Annotated in this window: 15 protein-coding genes, 1 tRNA gene and 3 pseudogenes; 15 read left to right on the forward strand and 4 right to left on the reverse strand. The window is 62.5% G+C overall.

Annotated features, from left to right (window positions below):
* Positions 1 to 164 precede the first annotated feature (164 nt).
* From ACHMW7_RS17730 to ACHMW7_RS17760, 7 genes and pseudogenes are all read left to right on the forward strand, one after another.
* A complete protein-coding gene (locus tag ACHMW7_RS17730) occupies positions 165 to 1,322 on the forward strand; it encodes a glycosyl transferase family 1 (protein ID WP_395446908.1) in 1,158 nt (385 codons plus the stop codon).
* A gap of 26 nt (positions 1,323 to 1,348) precedes the next feature.
* Positions 1,349 to 2,335 (forward strand): glycosyltransferase family 2 protein, encoded by a 987-nt coding sequence (locus tag ACHMW7_RS17735; RefSeq protein ID WP_395446909.1) that lies wholly within the window; start codon positions 1,349 to 1,351, stop codon positions 2,333 to 2,335.
* Positions 2,332 to 3,261 carry a glycosyltransferase gene (locus ACHMW7_RS17740; RefSeq protein WP_395446910.1) on the forward strand — a complete coding sequence of 310 codons (930 nt, stop codon included), beginning with the start codon at positions 2,332 to 2,334 and terminating at the stop codon, positions 3,259 to 3,261. The genes ACHMW7_RS17735 and ACHMW7_RS17740 overlap by 4 nt, the downstream gene beginning before the upstream one ends.
* Complete coding sequence (locus ACHMW7_RS17745) at positions 3,251 to 4,201, forward strand: glycosyltransferase family 2 protein (protein WP_395446911.1); 951 nt, start codon at positions 3,251 to 3,253, stop codon at positions 4,199 to 4,201. The genes ACHMW7_RS17740 and ACHMW7_RS17745 overlap by 11 nt, the downstream gene beginning before the upstream one ends.
* 64 nt (positions 4,202 to 4,265) lie before the next feature.
* Positions 4,266 to 5,159, forward strand: coding sequence for a UTP--glucose-1-phosphate uridylyltransferase (locus ACHMW7_RS17750; protein ID WP_395451352.1), 894 nt, complete (start codon positions 4,266 to 4,268; stop codon positions 5,157 to 5,159).
* A 262-nt stretch (positions 5,160 to 5,421) separates the two neighbouring features.
* Positions 5,422 to 6,717: pseudogene (locus tag ACHMW7_RS17755) on the forward strand (chain-length determining protein); the annotation flags it as partial.
* A 268-nt stretch (positions 6,718 to 6,985) separates the two neighbouring features.
* Entirely contained in the window at positions 6,986 to 7,717 is a 732-nt protein-coding gene (locus tag ACHMW7_RS17760; protein ID WP_395446912.1) for a polysaccharide biosynthesis tyrosine autokinase, read from the forward strand.
* Between the two features lie 3 nt (positions 7,718 to 7,720).
* On the opposite strand, the gene ACHMW7_RS17765 is transcribed toward ACHMW7_RS17760, so the two are convergent.
* The 4 genes and pseudogenes from ACHMW7_RS17765 to ACHMW7_RS17780 all read right to left on the reverse strand — a co-directional run bounded on the left by ACHMW7_RS17765 (position 7,721) and on the right by ACHMW7_RS17780 (position 9,541).
* Positions 7,721 to 7,921, reverse strand: a complete 201-nt coding sequence (locus ACHMW7_RS17765; RefSeq protein WP_395446913.1) for a hypothetical protein — start codon at positions 7,919 to 7,921, stop codon at positions 7,721 to 7,723.
* Positions 7,922 to 7,946: 25 nt separating this feature from the next.
* Positions 7,947 to 8,489: pseudogene (locus ACHMW7_RS17770) on the reverse strand (metallophosphoesterase); the annotation flags it as partial.
* Between the two features lie 129 nt (positions 8,490 to 8,618).
* Entirely contained in the window at positions 8,619 to 9,347 is a 729-nt protein-coding gene (locus tag ACHMW7_RS17775; RefSeq protein ID WP_395446914.1) for a hypothetical protein, read from the reverse strand.
* Between the two features lie 104 nt (positions 9,348 to 9,451).
* Positions 9,452 to 9,541 (reverse strand) — tRNA-Ser (locus ACHMW7_RS17780).
* 374 nt (positions 9,542 to 9,915) lie between these two features.
* On the opposite strand from ACHMW7_RS17780, the gene ACHMW7_RS17785 reads away from it, so the two are divergent.
* From ACHMW7_RS17785 to ACHMW7_RS17820, 8 genes and pseudogenes are all read left to right on the forward strand, one after another.
* Positions 9,916 to 10,179, forward strand: a complete 264-nt coding sequence (locus ACHMW7_RS17785) for a hypothetical protein (RefSeq protein ID WP_395446915.1) — start codon at positions 9,916 to 9,918, stop codon at positions 10,177 to 10,179.
* A gap of 48 nt (positions 10,180 to 10,227) precedes the next feature.
* Positions 10,228 to 11,025 carry a hypothetical protein gene (locus ACHMW7_RS17790; protein WP_395446916.1) on the forward strand — a complete coding sequence of 266 codons (798 nt, stop codon included), beginning with the start codon at positions 10,228 to 10,230 and terminating at the stop codon, positions 11,023 to 11,025.
* A 153-nt stretch (positions 11,026 to 11,178) separates the two neighbouring features.
* Entirely contained in the window at positions 11,179 to 11,856 is a 678-nt protein-coding gene (locus ACHMW7_RS17795) for a winged helix-turn-helix domain-containing protein (RefSeq protein ID WP_395446917.1), read from the forward strand.
* Positions 11,843 to 13,219 carry a sensor histidine kinase gene (locus ACHMW7_RS17800; RefSeq protein ID WP_395446918.1) on the forward strand — a complete coding sequence of 459 codons (1,377 nt, stop codon included), beginning with the start codon at positions 11,843 to 11,845 and terminating at the stop codon, positions 13,217 to 13,219. The genes ACHMW7_RS17795 and ACHMW7_RS17800 overlap by 14 nt, the downstream gene beginning before the upstream one ends.
* Before the next feature lie 320 nt (positions 13,220 to 13,539).
* Positions 13,540 to 14,839 (forward strand): annotated as a pseudogene (locus ACHMW7_RS17805) (septal ring lytic transglycosylase RlpA family protein).
* 151 nt (positions 14,840 to 14,990) lie between these two features.
* The gene (locus tag ACHMW7_RS17810; RefSeq protein ID WP_395451353.1) at positions 14,991 to 16,124 is read left to right on the forward strand and encodes a D-alanyl-D-alanine carboxypeptidase family protein; all 1,134 of its coding nucleotides are present in this window, start codon (positions 14,991 to 14,993) and stop codon (positions 16,122 to 16,124) included.
* 115 nt (positions 16,125 to 16,239) lie between these two features.
* Positions 16,240 to 16,911 carry a dTMP kinase gene (tmk, locus tag ACHMW7_RS17815; protein ID WP_395451354.1) on the forward strand — a complete coding sequence of 224 codons (672 nt, stop codon included), beginning with the start codon at positions 16,240 to 16,242 and terminating at the stop codon, positions 16,909 to 16,911.
* Positions 16,908 to 17,963: a DNA polymerase III subunit delta' gene (locus ACHMW7_RS17820; RefSeq protein WP_395451355.1), complete on the forward strand. Its 1,056-nt coding sequence runs from the start codon at positions 16,908 to 16,910 to the stop codon at positions 17,961 to 17,963. The genes tmk and ACHMW7_RS17820 overlap by 4 nt, the downstream gene beginning before the upstream one ends.
* Positions 17,964 to 18,001: the final 38 nt, after the last annotated feature.

An 18,001-nucleotide genomic window follows, 5' to 3' on the forward strand; every position in this document is an offset into this window, starting at 1 on the left:
GCGTTGGCCTCCTCGGATTGGTCGTGGCGGGAAATTAAGTACAGGCTAACCCGGCCATTTTGCGGCGCAACAATATTTGAGGTCCGATCAGTCAATAATTGTTGCGATGCAGCAATGACTGCACTAGCCTCGTCGTCGGTGGGCCAAACTGCGAGCGTGAATTCATGCTGCATGTTCTGTACCTGGTGCACGATGTTTCCGACCCGGCAGTTCGTCGACGGATCATCATGCTCAAGGCCGGTGGCGCGCGCGTTACGCTCGCTGGTTTCCGCCGGACGCAGGAACTCGAAAACGTCGACGGCGTAACGCCGATCGACCTTGGTCATACGCGTGACGGTCGCTTTGCGCAGCGGCTGGGCGCCGTTGCCATGGCGGCGACGCGCATTGCCGCATTGCTGAAAGCGGTCGACGCGCCCGACGTGATCCTGGCCCGCAATCTTGAAATGCTGGCGCTTGCGCAGCGGGCCCGCAGCGCGTTCTCATCCTCCGCGCCGATCGTCTACGAGTGCCTCGACATCCATCGGCTGGTGCTGCGTGAGGATATTCTGGGCAAGGGCCTGCGCGGTGCCGAGCGGCTGCTCGGACGCAATGTCGGCCTGCTGCTGACCAGCTCGCCGGCCTTCGTCACGCATTATTTCCAAAGGTTCGGCCAGATCGACGCGCCCATCGAGCTGCTCGAAAACAAGCTGCTGGAACTGGAGCCGCGAACCGAATCGGCGCCATCGTCGGTTCCACCGCTACCCTGGAAGATCGGCTGGTTCGGCGCGCTGCGCTGCCGCAAGTCGCTCGAACTGCTGGCTGGTTTCACGCGTGGCATGGATGGCCGCTTCGAGCTTGTGATGCGCGGGCGTCCGGCACTTTCGGAGTTCCCGGATTTCCATGGTTTGGTCGAATCCGAGCCCCATTTGGCGTTTAGAGGTCCCTATCGAAACCCCGAGGATATGGCCGACATCTATTCGCAGCTGCATTTCTCATGGGCGATCGATTTCTTCGAGGAAGGGCAGAACTCGACATGGCTCTTGCCCAACCGGCTCTACGAAGGCTGCCGTTTCGGTACGGTGCCGATCGCCATGGCCGGCACCGAAACGGCCAGCTTCCTCGAACGCCAGCAGATCGGGCTGGTGCTGTCCGAGCCGTCGACTGCGGCGCTGACGGAAAAGCTCTCGGGCATGACGGCTGAACGCTACGCGGCCTTGCGCGGAGACGTGCTGGCCCGCGACCCGGCGACCTGGATCTGCGACCGCTCCGATTGCCAGGCGCTGGTGGCGAGGCTCGAACGCGTCGCAGCCGAGAACGGCACCGCTCGCGCTATCGCCGCGTAACTTCCAACGGATTCCAGACAAGCAGCATGACCGAGACCTTCTCCAGCATCATCGTCATTCCGTGCCTCAACGAGGAGCGCCATATCGGCGGTCTTCTGGCCCAGCTTCGTCCGGCTGCGCGACGGCTCGGGGCTCGCATCGTCGTTGCCGACGGCGGCAGCCGCGATGACACGCGCGCCATCGTCGCCCGCGTTGCGGCACAGGACGACAAAGTCGTGCTGATCGACAATCCCGCGCGCATCCAGAGTGCTGCCGTCAACCGGGCGGTCGAGCTTTACGGCGACGGCGCCGACTACCTCATCCGCATCGACGCCCATGGCGGCTATCCGGATGACTATTGCGACGGGCTGCTCGAAGAGGCGCTGGCGACCGGCGCAGATTCCGTGGTGGTTTCGATGCTGACGGAGGGCAGCGGCACCGTCCAGCAGGCAGCGGCGGCGGCGCAGAACTCAAAACTGGGCACCGGCGGGTCGAAGCATCGCCATGGCTCAGCCGGCGAGTGGGTCGACCATGGTCATCACGCCTTGATCCGCATTGCCGCGTTCCGCGACGTCGGAAGTTACGACGAGAGCTTCAGCCACAATGAGGACGCCGAACTCGACCATCGCCTGCGCCAGGCAGGTTATCGCATCTGGATGAGCGGGCGCACGCGGATGACCTATTTTCCGCGTGCTTCGCTTGGTGGCCTGTTTCGCCAGTATCTCGGCTATGGCAGGGGGCGGGCGAAGAACGTGCTGAAGCATCGCGTCATCCCCAAGCTCCGGCAGATGGCGCCACTGATGGTGGCGCCGGCGGGGTGCCTCGCTTTGCTGTCGTTCGTGCACTGGATATTCGCCGTGCCTTTCCTCGCCTGGGCGACGATCTGCCTTGGCTATGGCGTGGCCCTTGCCTTGCGTGCCGGCAGTCCCGGCCTGGCGCTCGCCGGCGTGTCGGCCATGGTCATGCATTTTGCCTGGTCACTTGGCTTCTGGCTGCAGTTGCTCAGCGGGCAGCCAGGCGGGCGCGCCGCATGACCGGAATGCCAAGCATCGACATCTGCGTCTGCACCTTCAGGCGCAAAGAACTTGCCGACACGCTGCACTCGCTGGTGGCGATGGATATGCCGGAGGGATATCGCATCGGCATCGTGGTCGCCGACAATGACGAGGTGCCCAGCGCCCGGGAGCTGGTCTCGGGTCTGGCGCGGGAACTGTCGCTGCCGGTCCGCTATGTCCATTGTCCGGCGCGCAACATCTCGCTCGCCCGCAATGCCTGCCTCGATGCCAGCACAGCCAATTTCGTCGCCTTCATCGACGATGACGAGAGGGCGACTGGCCCGTGGCTGAAACGGCTGGTCGAAACAGCGCAGGCGACCAGTGCCGACGTGGTGCTCGGGCCGGTCAAGGCGCGTTATGGGGCAGGGGCGCCGGGCTGGATGCAGGTCGGCGACTTCCATTCGACCTATCCGGTGTTCGTCCAGGGCGAGATCCGCACCGGCTATACCTGCAATGCCTTGCTGCGGATGACATCACTCAGCATCGCCGGCCGACGCTTCAGCCTGGAGCGCGGCCAGTCTGGCGGTGAGGACACCGAATTCTTCGATCAGGTCAACGGCGCCGGCGGCCGCATCGCCTATGCTCCAGATGCCTGGGTGGAAGAGCCGGTGCCCTCGGCCCGCGCCTCGTTCGGCTGGCTTACCAAGAGGCGATTTCGTGTCGGGCAGACGCATGGCCGTCTGCTCGCTTCGAAGCGGTCCGGCGTTGGCCGGGTGGGCGAACTGGCTCGTGCCTCAGCCAAGGCCGGCTACTGCTTTGCTGCGGCTGGGCTCACAGCGTTCCAGCCGGTCAGCCGCAACCGCAGCTTTTTGCGCGGCGTCATGCATTTAGGCGTGCTGAGCGGGTTGGTTGGTGCACGCGAACTGCGCCTCTACGGCAACGAAGGGGGCCAGGATGCAGCCTGACGTCAGCTTCGTCATCGCCGCCTACAACGCCGAGGCGACACTCGGCCGCGCCATCGACAGCGCGCTGGCGCAAACAGGCGTTACAGTCGAGGTGGTCGTCGTCGACGACTGTTCGTCCGACGCCACGGTTGAGCTTGCGCGCTCTTACACCGATGAGCACGTTCGGGTGCTGGCGCTGGAGACAAACCGCGGGCCTGGTGGAGCACGCAATGCTGGCCTCGACGCCGCGCGAGGCCGCTGGGTTGCCGTGCTCGATTCCGACGACGCCGTGCTGCCCGGCAGGTTGGTGACCATGATTGCCCGCGCCGAACAGAGCTCTGCCGAAATGGCCGTCGACAACCTCGCAGTGATTCGAGAGGACGGAACGCCGCCGGAGGTGATGTTTCCCGCAAGTTACCTCGAAGAACTGGCGAATCTCACACTGGCCGACTTCATCGGCGGCAATATCGTCTTCGAATCCACGTTCAATTTTGGTTACATGAAGCCGATCTTCCTCAGAAATTATCTCGAAGAACATCATCTTCGCTACGACGAGGAGTTGCGCATCGGGGAAGACTACATCCTGCTCGCCAGCGCTCTTGCCAAGGGTGGGCGCTGCACAGTCGAACCCGCTGCAGGCTATGCCTATCATGTCCGCAGCGGCTCGATCTCAAGGGTCCTGGAGCGTCACCACGTCGAGGCGATGCAGCGCGCCGATGCCGCCTTCGAAGCAGCCAATCGGCTCGATCCACAGACGCAAAAAGCGTTCACGCGACGTACCCGCAGCCTCAGGCAGGCTGCCACATTCCTGTCATTGGTGGAGCACATCAAGCAGCGGTCGCCGCTCAAGGCGATCAGAACCGCCCTGGGGGACCCGGCGGCGATTCGTCATTTGCGGATGCCGATAGCGGTCCGGTTGCACCGGGTTGCCCGGCAGTTCGCATACCGGTCCGGCAAATGATGCGACTGTCCGGAGCGGCCAAGACCAAGACGAGGAGACTGAAATGAGCGAGAGGATTGGCACGATGAAGAAAGTCAGGAAAGCGGTGATCCCTGTGGCGGGTCTCGGCACGCGGTTCCTTCCCGCTACCAAGTCGATGCCCAAGGAAATGCTGCCCGTGGTCGACAGGCCGGTTGTGCAATACGCCGTCGACGAGGCGCTGGAGGCCGGCATCGAGCACATCGTCTTCGTGACGGGGCGCAACAAGGCGGTCATCGAGGACTATTTCGATCTCCACCCGGAACTCGTCGGGACGCTCGAGCAGGCCGGCAAGGTTGAGCAGATCAAGTCGCTGGAGAGCCTGCTGCCGGTGCCGGGTACCACCAGCTTTACCCGCCAACAGGCGCCGCATGGACTGGGCCACGCCGTCTGGTGTGCCCGCGATATCATCGGTGACGAGCCCTTCGCGCTACTGCTGCCCGACATGGTGTCGTTCGGCAAGCGCGGCTGCCTGGCCGAAATCATGGAGCTGCACGCCGAGACAGGCGGAAACGTCATTGCTGTCGAGCAATGCGATCCAAGCGAAACCAACAAATACGGCATCGTCGGCAAGGGCGCCGATGTCGGCTCGGGTTTCGAGGTGACGGCGATGGTTGAAAAGCCGACGCCGGCCAATGCGCCGTCGAACTTCTACATCAACGGCCGCTACATCCTGCAGCCGGAGATCTTCAACCTGCTCGGCACCCAGAAGCGCGGCGCTGGCGGCGAGATCCAGCTGACCGATGCCATGGTTCGCCTGGCCGCAAGCCAGGCCTTTTTCGCCCGGCCGTTCAATGGCCGGATGTTCGACTGCGGCTCCAAGGAAGGTTTCATCCAGGCCAACGTCGCCTTTGCGCTGAAGCGGGCCGACATCCGCGACTCCGTGCTCGATGCCATCCGCGAGATGGTCGCCGAGCACGATCACGTCGCTGCGGCGTGATCGAACGGATTGCCGGTGAGGGCAGGCTAAGCCCTCGCCGGCGTTTCGGAAGTGCCCTTAATGACGTGCCTTGTGGGCACGACGCATGCGTGGCTGAAGTCGGCTTCGCGCCAGAATCCTTCGAGCAGCGGCAGACGCTGCTCAGGCAAGAACTGGAACGCAGATGAACTACGCCAGCTTTCCCTTCAACAACCGCATTCCAGCGCCTCGGGAGGACGCGCGGGAAGGTAGCAACTTCATCGACCTCGAACGCCTGCTGGCCATGGCCAAGCGCCAGACCAAGGTGGTGGGGATCGGCGCTGTTGTCGGCCTGCTGCTCGGGCTGATCTATCTTCAGACGACGCCGCCGACCTTCACCGCCAGCACAAGCGCGCTGATCGACGAAGGCATGAACAAGATGGTCGACGAGGTTTCGGCGACGCCTGTTAACATGCAGACCGATGCGGCGATCCTCAGCCAGATCGAGATCATCAAGTCGGCACGTCTGGCCGCTGTGGTCGTCGACAAGCAGAAGCTCGACCAGAACGCCAATTTCATGCAGCCGCCGAAGTCGCTTCTGTCAACCCTGGTCGGATATGCCCGCGGCTTCCTGCAGATATTCCGTTCCGCCCCTGACATCGCCGGCGGCGCAGAGCTCACCGAAGCGCAGCGCAAGGTCATGGCCGATGCGGCGCGCAAGGAGCAGGCGGTGGCGATGCTGCAGTCCAACATCATGGCCGAGCGCTCGGGCCGCAGCTATGTCATTTCCATGGGCTATCGCTCGCATGATCCGAAACTGGCGGCCGACATCACCAAGGCCTATGCCGACGCCTTTGTCGCCGACCAATTGGATGCGAGTTTCGATGCCACCGAAAAGGCCGCTGTCTGGCTCCAGGGCCGGCTCGAGGAGCTGCGAACAAGTTCGCAGAAGGCGTCGCTCGAGGTCGAGAAGTTCCGCGCCGAAAACGGCCTTCAGGCGGCGCGCGGCGAAACCATTGCCGAACAGCAGCTGTCCGATCTCAACGCGCAGCTGATCCTCGCCCAGGCGGACACGGCCAAGGCACGGGCGCGCTACGAACAGTACCGCATCATCATCGAGAGCGGCCCGGAAGCAGCGGTCGGCAATTCGACCCTGTCGGCGGAAGAAGCCGGCAACCCGCTGATTTCCGAACTGAAGAAGCGCTACTCCAGTGTCTCCAAGCGCGAGCAGGAGATTTCGGCAGGCTTCGGTCCCAACCACCCTCAGGCCGTTGCCTTGCGCAAGGAGCAGACGGATCTCTCCAACCAGATTTTCCGCGAATTGAGCCAGCTTTCCGAGACGTACCGCAACGGCTATGAGGTGGCGCAGTCGCGCGAGACAGCGCTGCGCAACAGCGTGTCTGAAGCGACGGGCCAGAATTCCAGCGCCAACCAGGCGCAGGTGCGGCTGCGCGAACTGCAGCAGCAGGCGACGGCGTTGAGCACGCTCTACCAGACGTTCTTGTCGCGCTACGAGGAGGCGTCGCAGCAGCGCTCCTTCCCCATCGCCAAGGTCAGGGTGATTTCGGAAGCGACGACGCCGCGCGGCCCGTCGAGCCCGCGAACCTCGATGGTGTTTGGCCTGGCGCTGGTGCTCGGTGTTGTCATGGGGGCGGCCTTCGGCGCGCTTAACGAATTCAACGAACGCTTCTTCCGCACCGCCGAAGACGTTCGCGAAAGACTTGGCGTCAAGTTCCTCGGCTACCTGCCGCTGCTCGGGTCGAGCGATGACAAGAAGGACGGGACAAAGACCGAAACGAGCAAGATGGGGCACGCCGCCACCACAGCCGCCAACGCGTGCCGCCGAGGCGGCGAAACGGCGGGCCAAGATGCGGATAGCTGTCGATGCGCCGGCCTCGATGTTCGCCGAAACGCTGCGCAGCACCAAGATCGCCAGCGACGTCGTGTTGCAGGATCTCGGCTGCAAGGTGATCGGCGTCATCTCCATGTTGCCGGGCGAGGGCAAGTCGACGGTTGCCGCCAATCTCGCCGGCCTGCTCGCCAGCAATGGTGCCAAGACGCTGCTGATCGACGCCGACCTGCGCAACCCCGGCCTCAGTCGCAGCCTCGGCATCGATGCCGAGCAAGGACTGGTCGAGGCGGTGGTCAGCGACAAGGGCTGGCAGGCGGTGGTCAAGGTCGACCGCCAGACCAAGATGGCGATCGTCCCAGCTGTCGTGCGCGGTCGCTTTTCACACACCAGCGAGCTGCTGTCGTCGGCCGGCATGCGGCGCTTCATCGAGGATGCGAAGGCAACGTTCGAATACATCATCGTCGACCTGCCGCCGCTCGGCCCGGTGGTCGACGCCAAGGCTTTCGCACCGCTCGCCGACGGATTCGTGCTGGTCGCCGAATGGGGGGCAACGCCACGTCCGCTCGTCCGTTCGGCGCTCAACGCCGAACCCCAGATCGCCAGCAAGATCCTTGGCTTGGTGCTGAACAAGGTCGATCTGAAGAAGCTGCCACGTTACGGCGCCTATGGCAGCTCGGAACAGTTTCTCGATCGATATTCGAGCTACTACGTCGACAAGAGCGAGGCCAAGGTAAAGGTCGCGACCTGAGGATCAGGAAAACAGCAGCCGGCCGCCCTTGCCAGCGATCCGTACCGCCGTCAGCCTGCCGGTCTTGAAGGCGCCGGTGTCGATGTCGAGCCTGCGACCATCGATGCGCGGAACGTCGGTCGGGGTGTGGCCGTGCACGACCCCAGCGATCAAGCCGCCGCGATGCTTCGAAGAATTCTTCCCTGATATAGAGCAGGTCGTCATCTTGCTGCTCGAGCAGCGGCACGCCGGGACGGATGCCGGCATGCACGAACACGAAACGGTCCGAATAGACCATGATCGGCAGGGCGCGCATGAATTCGATGTGCTCGTGCGGGAAGGTGGCGCGGATGTGGTCGTCGAGCCTGCTGCCGCTGCCGTAAAGTTCGCTGAGATGTTCGGTATCGATGCCGTAGGAAAACAGGGTGCTGCGGGCACCGGTGGCGAGCCAGCGTCCGAGCGACAGCTTGCCGTCGAGATAGTCGAGCGTCTGGGCCTCGTGGTTGCCGATGAGACAGATGCGCTCGAAGCCGGCTGGTGGCGACGCAATCAGGTGGTCGAGAACCTTGGCCGAATCCGGGCCCCGGTCGATGTAGTCGCCCAGCATGATGATCAGTTTGCGCCCGGGCAGCACTGCCGCATCGGCGATGATCTTCCGTTCGAGCGACGCCAGCTCCCGATAGCAGCCATGGACGTCGCCAACGGCATAGGCGACCGTGTTGGACAGGTCGATCTCGATGCGCCTGCGCCTTGCTGCCCGGCTCTGCGGACGGAAATTCGGAAAGCTGATCAGTCTGTCGCCTCAGGTTTGACGGGTTACGCCCCGGCGCCGGGCAAATCCATGCCTTTGATTGCTACAATGCGCGGCGCGCGTTTCCGTTTCCTGAACAACCAGCTAGCCTTGGCCTGTGGGCCTCGGGCTCTAGTTGTACATCCCGGTCCCACCCAGCAGCCGGCTTTGCGAACGCGGAAGAAAGTACCGGAAATTCTTATGCAATCGCCGCAGTTGATGGCGCAAGCGAGCCGAGAGCGGCGGGGAAATCTGGAATTGCGAGAGATGGCGCACCCACAACTCAGCGTCGCCTTTCCAGGCATCGCCACGCCATTCCGCGACATCGCCAACCGGCGAAAGCAACAATTCGAAACGTTTTCGCGGATTGGCGCGCTGGACATGTGCACGGAATTCGTCAGCGACTTCATCGGGGACCGGCAGCCCCAGAATGAAAAAAGTCGTCAGGCTGTCGGCGATCATGTTCCGCGATACCAGGCACCAGCCGTCATGGGCTTTTCTGGCGGCAGGGAAGAGGAGGTCGAGTTGCGCTTCGGTGACATCTATCGGAAACTCATGGGGATGCTCTGTTCCGTAGCGCAGGTTCATGACTTTCCCTGCGATGACGGCGAGATCAGCTCTTTCGAACATCCCGTGAAAGTCTCGGCGCAGGTACTCCACCAGAGTTCCACTTGGCGTGACTTGCCAATCGAACACACCGCGACGGGTGATGCGATCGCCGAAGTTCTGCTTCATGTGCTGCTTGGCGCGGCAATTGGGGCCAAGGCTCACCACCTGCTGAAAAACCCGTTGGTTCAAGATAGTAGCCCCCGCAATGCCCCGGCGACCCGGGGCACTTTCGACCGAAAGGTTCACCGCCATGCCGGAAGGCTCCAAATGCTGCAGGGCCGCTTCATGATGTCTATCAACAAGGCCGAGGCGTTCCGCAGCCTGTTTGCAGGCTCTAACATGGCGGAGGCGGGATCTGGCGGAGGGAGTGGGATTCGAACCCACGGTGAACTCGCGCCCACGCCGGTTTTCAAGACCGGTGCCTTAAACCGCTCGGCCATCCCTCCAAACCATTGCACCTGTTGTGCTATTTGCTTGTTCCGACTTAATCGGATCAACAGGCGCGCAGGGCTTGCAACCATCTGGTCACGAAAGCCGCGTTTACAGCCTTCCATGGCGTCCCGTCAACGTCGCTCTGTACATCTTTCCCGCTCAAACGACATGAGAAACGTCGCCGCCGGGGAACAGGTCGAGATTTCCCTGCCTCGACGACCGCGGCCATGATTTGGCAACAGGTTTCTTACGAAACCGTATGCCCTCAGACAGGACCAGTAGACTTCAGCATCCTAGACATCTCAGAGCCAGCGCCGACCGCAAACAGCTGTCTGGCTTGAAGATGTCAAACAGCCGGACCCTTCCGGCTTCCAACGGGATGATGGATATGACGAAAACCATTGCTATCGCCGTGCTCGCCCTGTTGCCGGCACTGGCACCATTTTCTTCTGTCGCCCAGGCCGCCGATCAAGTGCCTTGCGAACAGATGCTGAGCAACGTCAATGCCGCGATGAAGGCGACGAAAGCCGGCGATGCGGACAAGGCCAAAGCGGCCGACCTCAAGGGCAAGGGCCTCGAACGCTGCAAGGCCGACGACGACGCCGGCGCTGACGCGTTTTTCGAACAAGCGCTGAAGGTACTCGGCAATTAGCGAAACGCACTTCAGCTTCCAAGTGTCCCTGTAACGAGGAACAACGTCATGACGACGCTGACCAACCGTGCGCAGATGCAAAACAAGGTCCCCGCGGTCACGTTCGACTTCTGGCTGATCAAGCTCCTTGCGGTCACCGTGGGTGAAACCGCCGCCGATTACATGAACCTCGATCTCGACCTGGGATTGGCGACGACGTCATGGATGCTGAGCGGCCTTCTGATCGTGGCGCTCGCCTTGCAGTTCGCCCGGGTCAAATACGTTCCCTGGATCTACTGGGTGAGCGTGGTGCTGATCAGCGTCGTGGGTACGCTGGTGACCGACAATCTTGTCGATAATTTCGGTGTCAGTCTGCAAACGACGACGCTGGTTTTCAGTGTCGTTTTGGCAGGCACCTTCGCGCTCTGGTACACCTCGGAGAAGACCCTGTCGATCCATACGATCACCACGACCAGGCGCGAGACCTTCTACTGGCTCGCGGTCCTGTTCACCTTTGCGCTCGGGACTGCGGCCGGCGATCTGACGGCCGAGGGGCTGGGGCTCGGCTACCTGCAGACAGGCGTCATCTTCGCCTCGATCATCGCTGCGATCGCATTCGCCTACTATGCGTTCAACCTGAACGGCATCCTCGCCTTCTGGCTGGTCTACATCCTGACCAGACCACTTGGTGCTTCGTTCGGTGACCTGTTTGCCCAGCCGGCAGAACATGGCGGCCTCGCTTTCGGCACGACAGTGACCAGCTTTATCTTCCTCGTCGGCATCGCAGCGCTGGTCCTGTTCATGACTTTGACCCAGGCAAGCAGGAACGCTATCGGTGCCGCCTCGCATGGAAGCGCACCCGAATGACGGGCATTGCGTCGTGCACACGTTGAGCAGGTTTCTGGTACCTGTCGGATCGCCGGCCGCACCACCTTCCACGGAATGACCACGAAGTGGTATTACAGAACGCAATGGCCGCCCATGGGGCGACGGTCAAGCGACGTGGAGCGGGCAAACAGCATGCGCATACTTGTCGTTGAAGACGACAGGAAGACCGCCGACTATACAGCGAGGGGGTTTTCCGAAGCCGGACATGTCTGCGACGTCATTATGGACGGCCAGGACGCGCTGTTCCAAGCGATGCGGAACGCCTACGACGTGCTGGTCATGGACCGGATGATCCCTAACCTCGACGGCCTTTCCGTGGTCAAGGCACTGCGCGCTGCGAATGTGAAGACGCCAGTGCTGTTCCTCACATCGGTCGGCGGCGTCGACGACCGTGTCGAAGGCCTCGAAGCCGGAGGCGACGACTATCTGGTCAAACCGTTTGCGTTTTCGGAACTGCTGGCGCGGGTCAACGCGCTTTCGCGCCGGCCACCAGTGCAGGATCAAAAGACAATACTGACTGTCGCCGATCTCGAACTCGACGTGATCAAGCGTCGGGTGGCGCGGCGAGGGCAGCCGATCGATCTGCAGCCGCGCGAGTTCAAGCTGCTCGAGATCCTGATGCGCAACGAAGGCCGGGTGCTTACCCGCACGATGCTGCTCGAACGCGTCTGGGACCTGCATTTCGACCCCAAGACCAGTGTCGTCGAAACCCATATGAGCCGGCTTCGCGCCAAGATCGACCGCCCCTTCGACGCGCCGCTGCTGCATACGGTGCGCAATACGGGCTACACCTTGCATGCTGCGCTCTAGCCTGTTCCGCAGCACGCCTTTCCGTCTGGCGCTGGGGTTCGGCACGCTGTTTGTCAGCGCCTTCCTGGCCATGGGCTTGATTGCCTACCAACTGATGAGGGCCGAGCTTTCGCAAGGGCTCGACAACTCGGCGCGTGAAATCTGGGAGGTCGTTGCCGCCACCAACGCCGACGGCGATCTCGAGGACATCGTCGGGGCGGTCGACAACTACGCGCGTCTCAGCAACGGCGAAGACCGGATCTTCGTCCTGCTCGACCCCGCCGGAAAGCGTCTTGCCGGCAATTTCACCAAACCTCCTGTCAAAAGCGGGCTTTCTATGCTGTCGGCCGAAGAGGCAGGACTGAGCGGCGAGGGCAACTATCGCGTCATCTCGGGAAAGGTCGGTGACAACTGGCTGTCGGTCGGGCTCAGCCTCGCCGAGACCGACCGGCTGGCGTCGATCGCGCTGAAGAGCATGGGCTGGGCCCTTGCCTTGGTTACGGTGACGGCCTTTGCGCTCAGCGCGTTCCTGGCCACCCGCATCCGCAGGCGTCTCGACAGCATCGCCGACACCATGGACGACGTCTCCGATGGCAAGCTCGGTTCGCGCATTCCGCTTATCGGCAATGGCGACGACATCGATTCGGTATCGAGGCAGATCAACACCGCGCTCGAGCGCCTAGGCGCACTTGTCGATGGCATGAGGCAGGTCAGCACCGACATTGCCCATGACCTCAAGACGCCGCTCAATCGCCTGCAAATGGTGCTCGAAACGGCAGCTGAGAAGATCGAGCGCGGCGAGCCGGCCTCAGCCGACGTGGCCGAGGCGCGCGCCGAAGGCCATCGGATCAACGAGACGTTCGAAGCCTTGTTGCGCATTGCCCAGATCGAGGCCGGCGCCCGCAAGGCACGTTTCGCCGAGGTCGACCTTGCCGCTGTGGTATCGTCGATCGGCGAGATCTATGTCGATGTGGCCGAGGACGACGGCAAGACGCTGACGGTCGCGGCCGCCGCCGGCATTGATGACCGGGTCACCGGCGACCGGGAGTTGCTGACCCAGATGTTCGCCAATCTCGTCGAAAACGCCATCAGACACTGCCCAGAAGGCACCCGCATCAACGTTTCGCTGGCACGAAGCGGCGGGCGCATCATCGCAGAGGTCAGCGACAATGGACCAGGCATTCCTCCCAATGAGCGACACAACGTCTTCCGCAGGCTTTACCGGCTCGACAAGAGTCGAACCACTTCCGGCACCGGTCTCGGGCTCAGCCTGACGCGCGCGATAGCCGACCTGCACGGCGCTACCATCGCGCTCGAAGACAACAATCCCGGCGTGAAGGTGGTGGCCAGTTTCCCTGCTGTCGGCAACACAATTGGCAAATGATGCCGCTCAGGCGTCGAGGTGCGTTATGTCCTTGTTATGGATTTTGCCATACCGAACTGAAAACAATAGCTTTCTTACGCAACCCCGCCGCGGTTGTTCCGCCATGGCGAAACCTGGTTCTGCTCAAGTCGTCTGAGGGCTGACGCCGTAATTGCGCCACAATCTCGCCCGTTTCGGACCACAGTCGATTAATAGGCTGGCAAGCATTACCTGCGCACATAGAGAACTGGGGATACGTGCGCGAGCTAACTCCACTTAGGCGTGACGGCACTGCGATCATTTGGCGGTGCCGGAGTAGACTGGCAGGGGACTTCACGACAATGCAGAACTCGACGCGGACGCGTTTTAGGCGCGCAGCCACCGTCAGCATTCTCGCTGCGACCGCAGTTTTCATTGCCGGCTGCGCATCCCAGAAGCCAACCTCCGTCGCCAGCAAGAAGCGCTCCAAGGAATATTTCGCCGAGTCCGAATATGGCGTGAAGGCGAGCCCGCGCGTAACGACAGCGATGTCGAACCTGCCGCGTGGCGGTGGCCGCGACCAGACCGGCAAACCCTACAAGGTGCGCGGCAAGTGGTACTATCCCAAGGAAGACAAGAACTACGCCGCGATGGGCCCGGCCTCGTGGTATGGCGACGCCTTCCATGGCCGGCTGACCGCCAATGGCGAAATCTACGACATGACGCATCTGACGGCGGCGCACCCGACGATGCCGCTGCCGAGCTACGCCCGCGTTACCAACACCAAGAACGGCAGTTCGGTGATCGTGCGCATCAACGATCGTGGACCGTATTCGAACGACCGCGTCATTGACCTGTCCAAGCGCGCCGCCGAGATGCTCGACTATGCCCACAGCGGCACGGCCAATGTGAAGGTCGAGTACTGTCGGCCGCGCACCGCTCGATGGCCGCGACGACCAGTACCTTCTCGCATCCTATCGTCCAGGCAAGGGCATGGGTGATCCGACCAATGATGGCCTGCCATCAGGCGTGATGATTGCCATGAACGGCCCGACGCCGAGCGTCGGCGTGGGGCAGGCGGCCGCCTTCCCGGGTACCATGACAAACGCGGCACCTGCCGTTGTCCAGCAGGCCAGTGCTCCGGCCAACACACTTACGGCACAGGCCGTCCAGTTCGAGCAGCCGGTCGTGGCAGTGCAAGGGCAGGGCATCATCGACGTCGTGCTGCCGGATTTCGGCCCGATCGCGCCTGAGCGTCCCGATGGCATGGTGCCGGTTCCACAGACCCGTGTTGCGCTTGCCACAATGGGCTATGCCAGCGAAAGCGAGAGCGCTGCGACCAGGGCCTTCAGCGCCCTGGCCGGAAAATCGATGACCGCGAACGACATCGTCGATTCCTGGAAGCACCTCAATCCGGGGCCGCGTGCCCAGCCAGAGCTGGACGCCTACGTCGCTGCAGGCACCTTTGAGGATGGCGAAGAAGCCCAGCGCGTCGCCAAGGCGTTGTCCGCCTACGGCCGCACCCTGGTCGAGCAGTCCGATTTCGAAGGCAAGACCTGGTATTCGGTCGACCTCTATCCCGATGGCAAGACGTCGCTCGACGCCATGCTGAAGGCAGCCTGGTCGCACGGCGCCCCTGACGCTTTCGCCGTGCACGACTGACTGGACTTTCGATATGTGACTTGTGGCTATCTGCCCGGCCACGGTTGATCCCATCGATCGAAGACTGATAGGTTCAAGACGCTCGACCGGAACGGGGCCGAACGGGGCAGTATCTCTCATGATGTTCAGATTATCCGCGCCGCTCACCTTGATGATCGGCCTTTTTGCAGCGCTTGCCTTCGCCGGGCAGGCCCAGGCCCAACTGTTCGAAACAAAGGCCACACAGGCCTACATGATCGACGCCGAAACTGGCACTGTGCTGTTTTCGAAAGAGCCGGACAAAGCGATGGCGCCGGCATCGCTGGCCAAGCTGATGACCATGGAAGTTGTGTTCAACGCCATCAAGTCCGGCCGCTACAAGCTCGACGACACGTTTGCGGTGAGCGAAAACGCCTGGCGCACCGGCGGTGCCGCATCGCGCGCCTCGACGATGTTTGCCGCCGTCAAATCGCAGATCCGCATCGAGGACCTGATCCAGGGCGTGACCGTGCAGCTTGCCAATGACGGCTGCATCGTGCTTGCCGAAGGCATGGCCGGCTCGGAAGCCAATTTCGCGCTGCAGATGACCGAACGCGCCCGCGAGATCGGTCTCGAGAAATCGACATTCGTCAATTCGACTGGTCTGCCGGCCCCAGGCCAGACGACCACCGTGCGCGAGCTCGCCGAGCTTGGCCTGCACATCTGGCGCACCTATCCCGAGTTCTATCGCTACTACAGCTTGCCGGAGTTCAACTGGAACAAGATCCTGCAGCGCAACCGCAATCCGCTTGTTACCATGGACATTGGCGCCGACGGCATGGCCGCCGGCTTCACCGAAGGTGAGGGCTTTGCCATCGTCGGTTCGGTCAACCGCGAAGGCAGGCGGCTGTTTGCTGCCATGGCTGGCCTTGCCAGCGACCGCGAGCGCTCGGAAGAAGCACGCAAGCTGCTCGACTGGGGTATGCGCTCCTTCGAGAAGACGGAGATTTTTGCCGCCAACGAGACGGTCGGCGAAGCGCAGGTATTTGGCGGCACCAAATCGCATGTCCCACTGGTGGCCCAAAAACCGGTTTCGATCTTCCTGCCGATCACCAATCGCGAGCGGCTCGTTGCCCGCATCGTCTACGACGGCCCGATAGCCGCACCAGTGGCCCAAGGGACGCCAATCGGTTCGCTCAAGGTCTGGATCGGCGATACGCTGAGCCAGGAGACGCCGCTCTATGCCGCCGAGCCGGTCGAGGTCGGTTCGCTGCAGAGCCGTGCGCTCGATGCGGTCAAGGAGCTTGCGGTCGGCTGGCTCAGATAGTTCAGGTGGACCTTTGCCAATCTCGACTATAGAGCTTCGACACCTACATAAAGATATGCCGTGAGGCCGTTCGTACGGCATGAACTTGCGATGCAGCGGACAGAAAGGCATTGGATTGGCGCGCGGCTTCTTCATCACATTCGAAGGCGGCGAGGGCGCAGGCAAGTCGACACAGATCGAGCGCCTGGCCTCCAAGCTGCGCGACAAGCGCTACGACATTGTCGTGACGCGTGAGCCTGGCGGCTCGCCCGGTGCCGAAGCGGTGCGGCATGTGCTGCTGTCGGGTGCGGCAGAGCCTTTCGGGCCGGAGATGGAGGCGCTGCTGTTTGCCGCCGCGCGTTCCGACCATGTCGAGCAGGTGATCAGGCCGGCGGTCGAACGCGGTGCCATCGTGCTGTGTGACCGCTTCCTCGATTCGTCGCGTGTCTATCAGGGCGTAACAGGCAATCTCGATCCCGATTTCATGGCAGCAGTCGAACGCGTCGCGATCAATGGCATGATGCCGGACATGACGCTGATCCTCGATCTCGACCCGACCGAGGGCCTGCGCCGTGCCACCGCGCGGCGTGGCCAGGATGTCGCCGACCGCTTCGAAAAGGAGACCGTCGATATCCACCAGCGCCGGCGCGAGGCCTATCTGGCGATCGCCGAGAACGAACCTGACCGATGCGTCCTGATCGATGCATCGAAGGATCAGGAAGAGGTCGAGCATTCCATCACCGACGCCGTATTCGCAGCCCTTGAAGCACGCGCCACGACGGGCAGCCGGACGAGGGCCGACGCCTGATGTTCGAACGCCTCGCCCCTGAACAGCACGACACTCTCGACGGCGTACCGGAACCGGCCGAAAACCCGCGCCTGTTCGGTCACGAGCAGGCGATCGCGATGCTGACCGCCGCCTACCGCTCGGGCAAGCTGCCGCACGCGCTGATCCTCGCTGGTCCGGTCGGCATCGGCAAGGCAACGCTTGCCTTTCATCTCGCTCACCATTTGCTGCGATATCCCGACCATCGAACCGCGCCGGAAGAACTGGCCAATCCAGACCCGCGCTCGGGCCTGTTCCGACAGGTCGCCACCGGCGCGCATCCTTCGGTGCTGCACCTGACGCGGCCGCAAAACGACAAGACCAAGGGTTTCAAATCGGTCGTCACCGTCGACGAGATCAGAAAAGTGTCGCGTTTCCTGTCGATGACCTCGCATGATGGCGCCTACCGCGTCGTCATCGTCGACCCGGCCGACGACATGAACACCAACGCCGCCAACGCGCTGCTCAAAAACCTCGAAGAGCCGCCGGCGCGCACGCTGTTCATCCTGATCGTGCATGCGCCCGGCAGCCTGTTGCCGACCATCCGTTCGCGCTGCCAAACCATTCGGTTGACGCCATTGGATGACCAAAGCCTGCTGTCAGCACTCGCCGGCTCGGAGCCACCACCGCCGGATCAGCCGGAGGCGCGTGCGGCGCTTGTGCGACGGGCAGGGGGCAGCGCCCGCGTTGCGATCCTGCTTACCCAATATGGCGGGCTGGAGATCGCAGAAGCGCTCGACAAGATCGTCCAGTCGGGCCGCAATGACATTGGTGCGGCGCATCGGCTTGCCGATGCGGTGGCGGGCAGGGACAACGCCATCCAGTTCGACGTCTTCAATCGCCGCGCACTCGATCTGCTGTCCGACACGGCGACGGAGGCGGCCTACAACTCCGACCTTTCGCGCGCCAAGCTATTGTCCGATGCTTGGCATGACGCGCAAAACGCGATATCCGAGACCGACACCTACAATCTCGACAAGAAGCAGCACGTCCTGGCCATGATCGACCGCTTGAATGCCGCATTGCGAATGTGACGCTCGTCCGAGCCGGATGGCTATCGCCATGCCGATGC

Origin of the sequence: Aminobacter sp. UC22_36 (assembly GCF_044056035.1) — a bacterium.
In the GTDB taxonomy this organism is placed as follows: Bacteria; Pseudomonadota; Alphaproteobacteria; order Rhizobiales; family Rhizobiaceae; genus Aminobacter.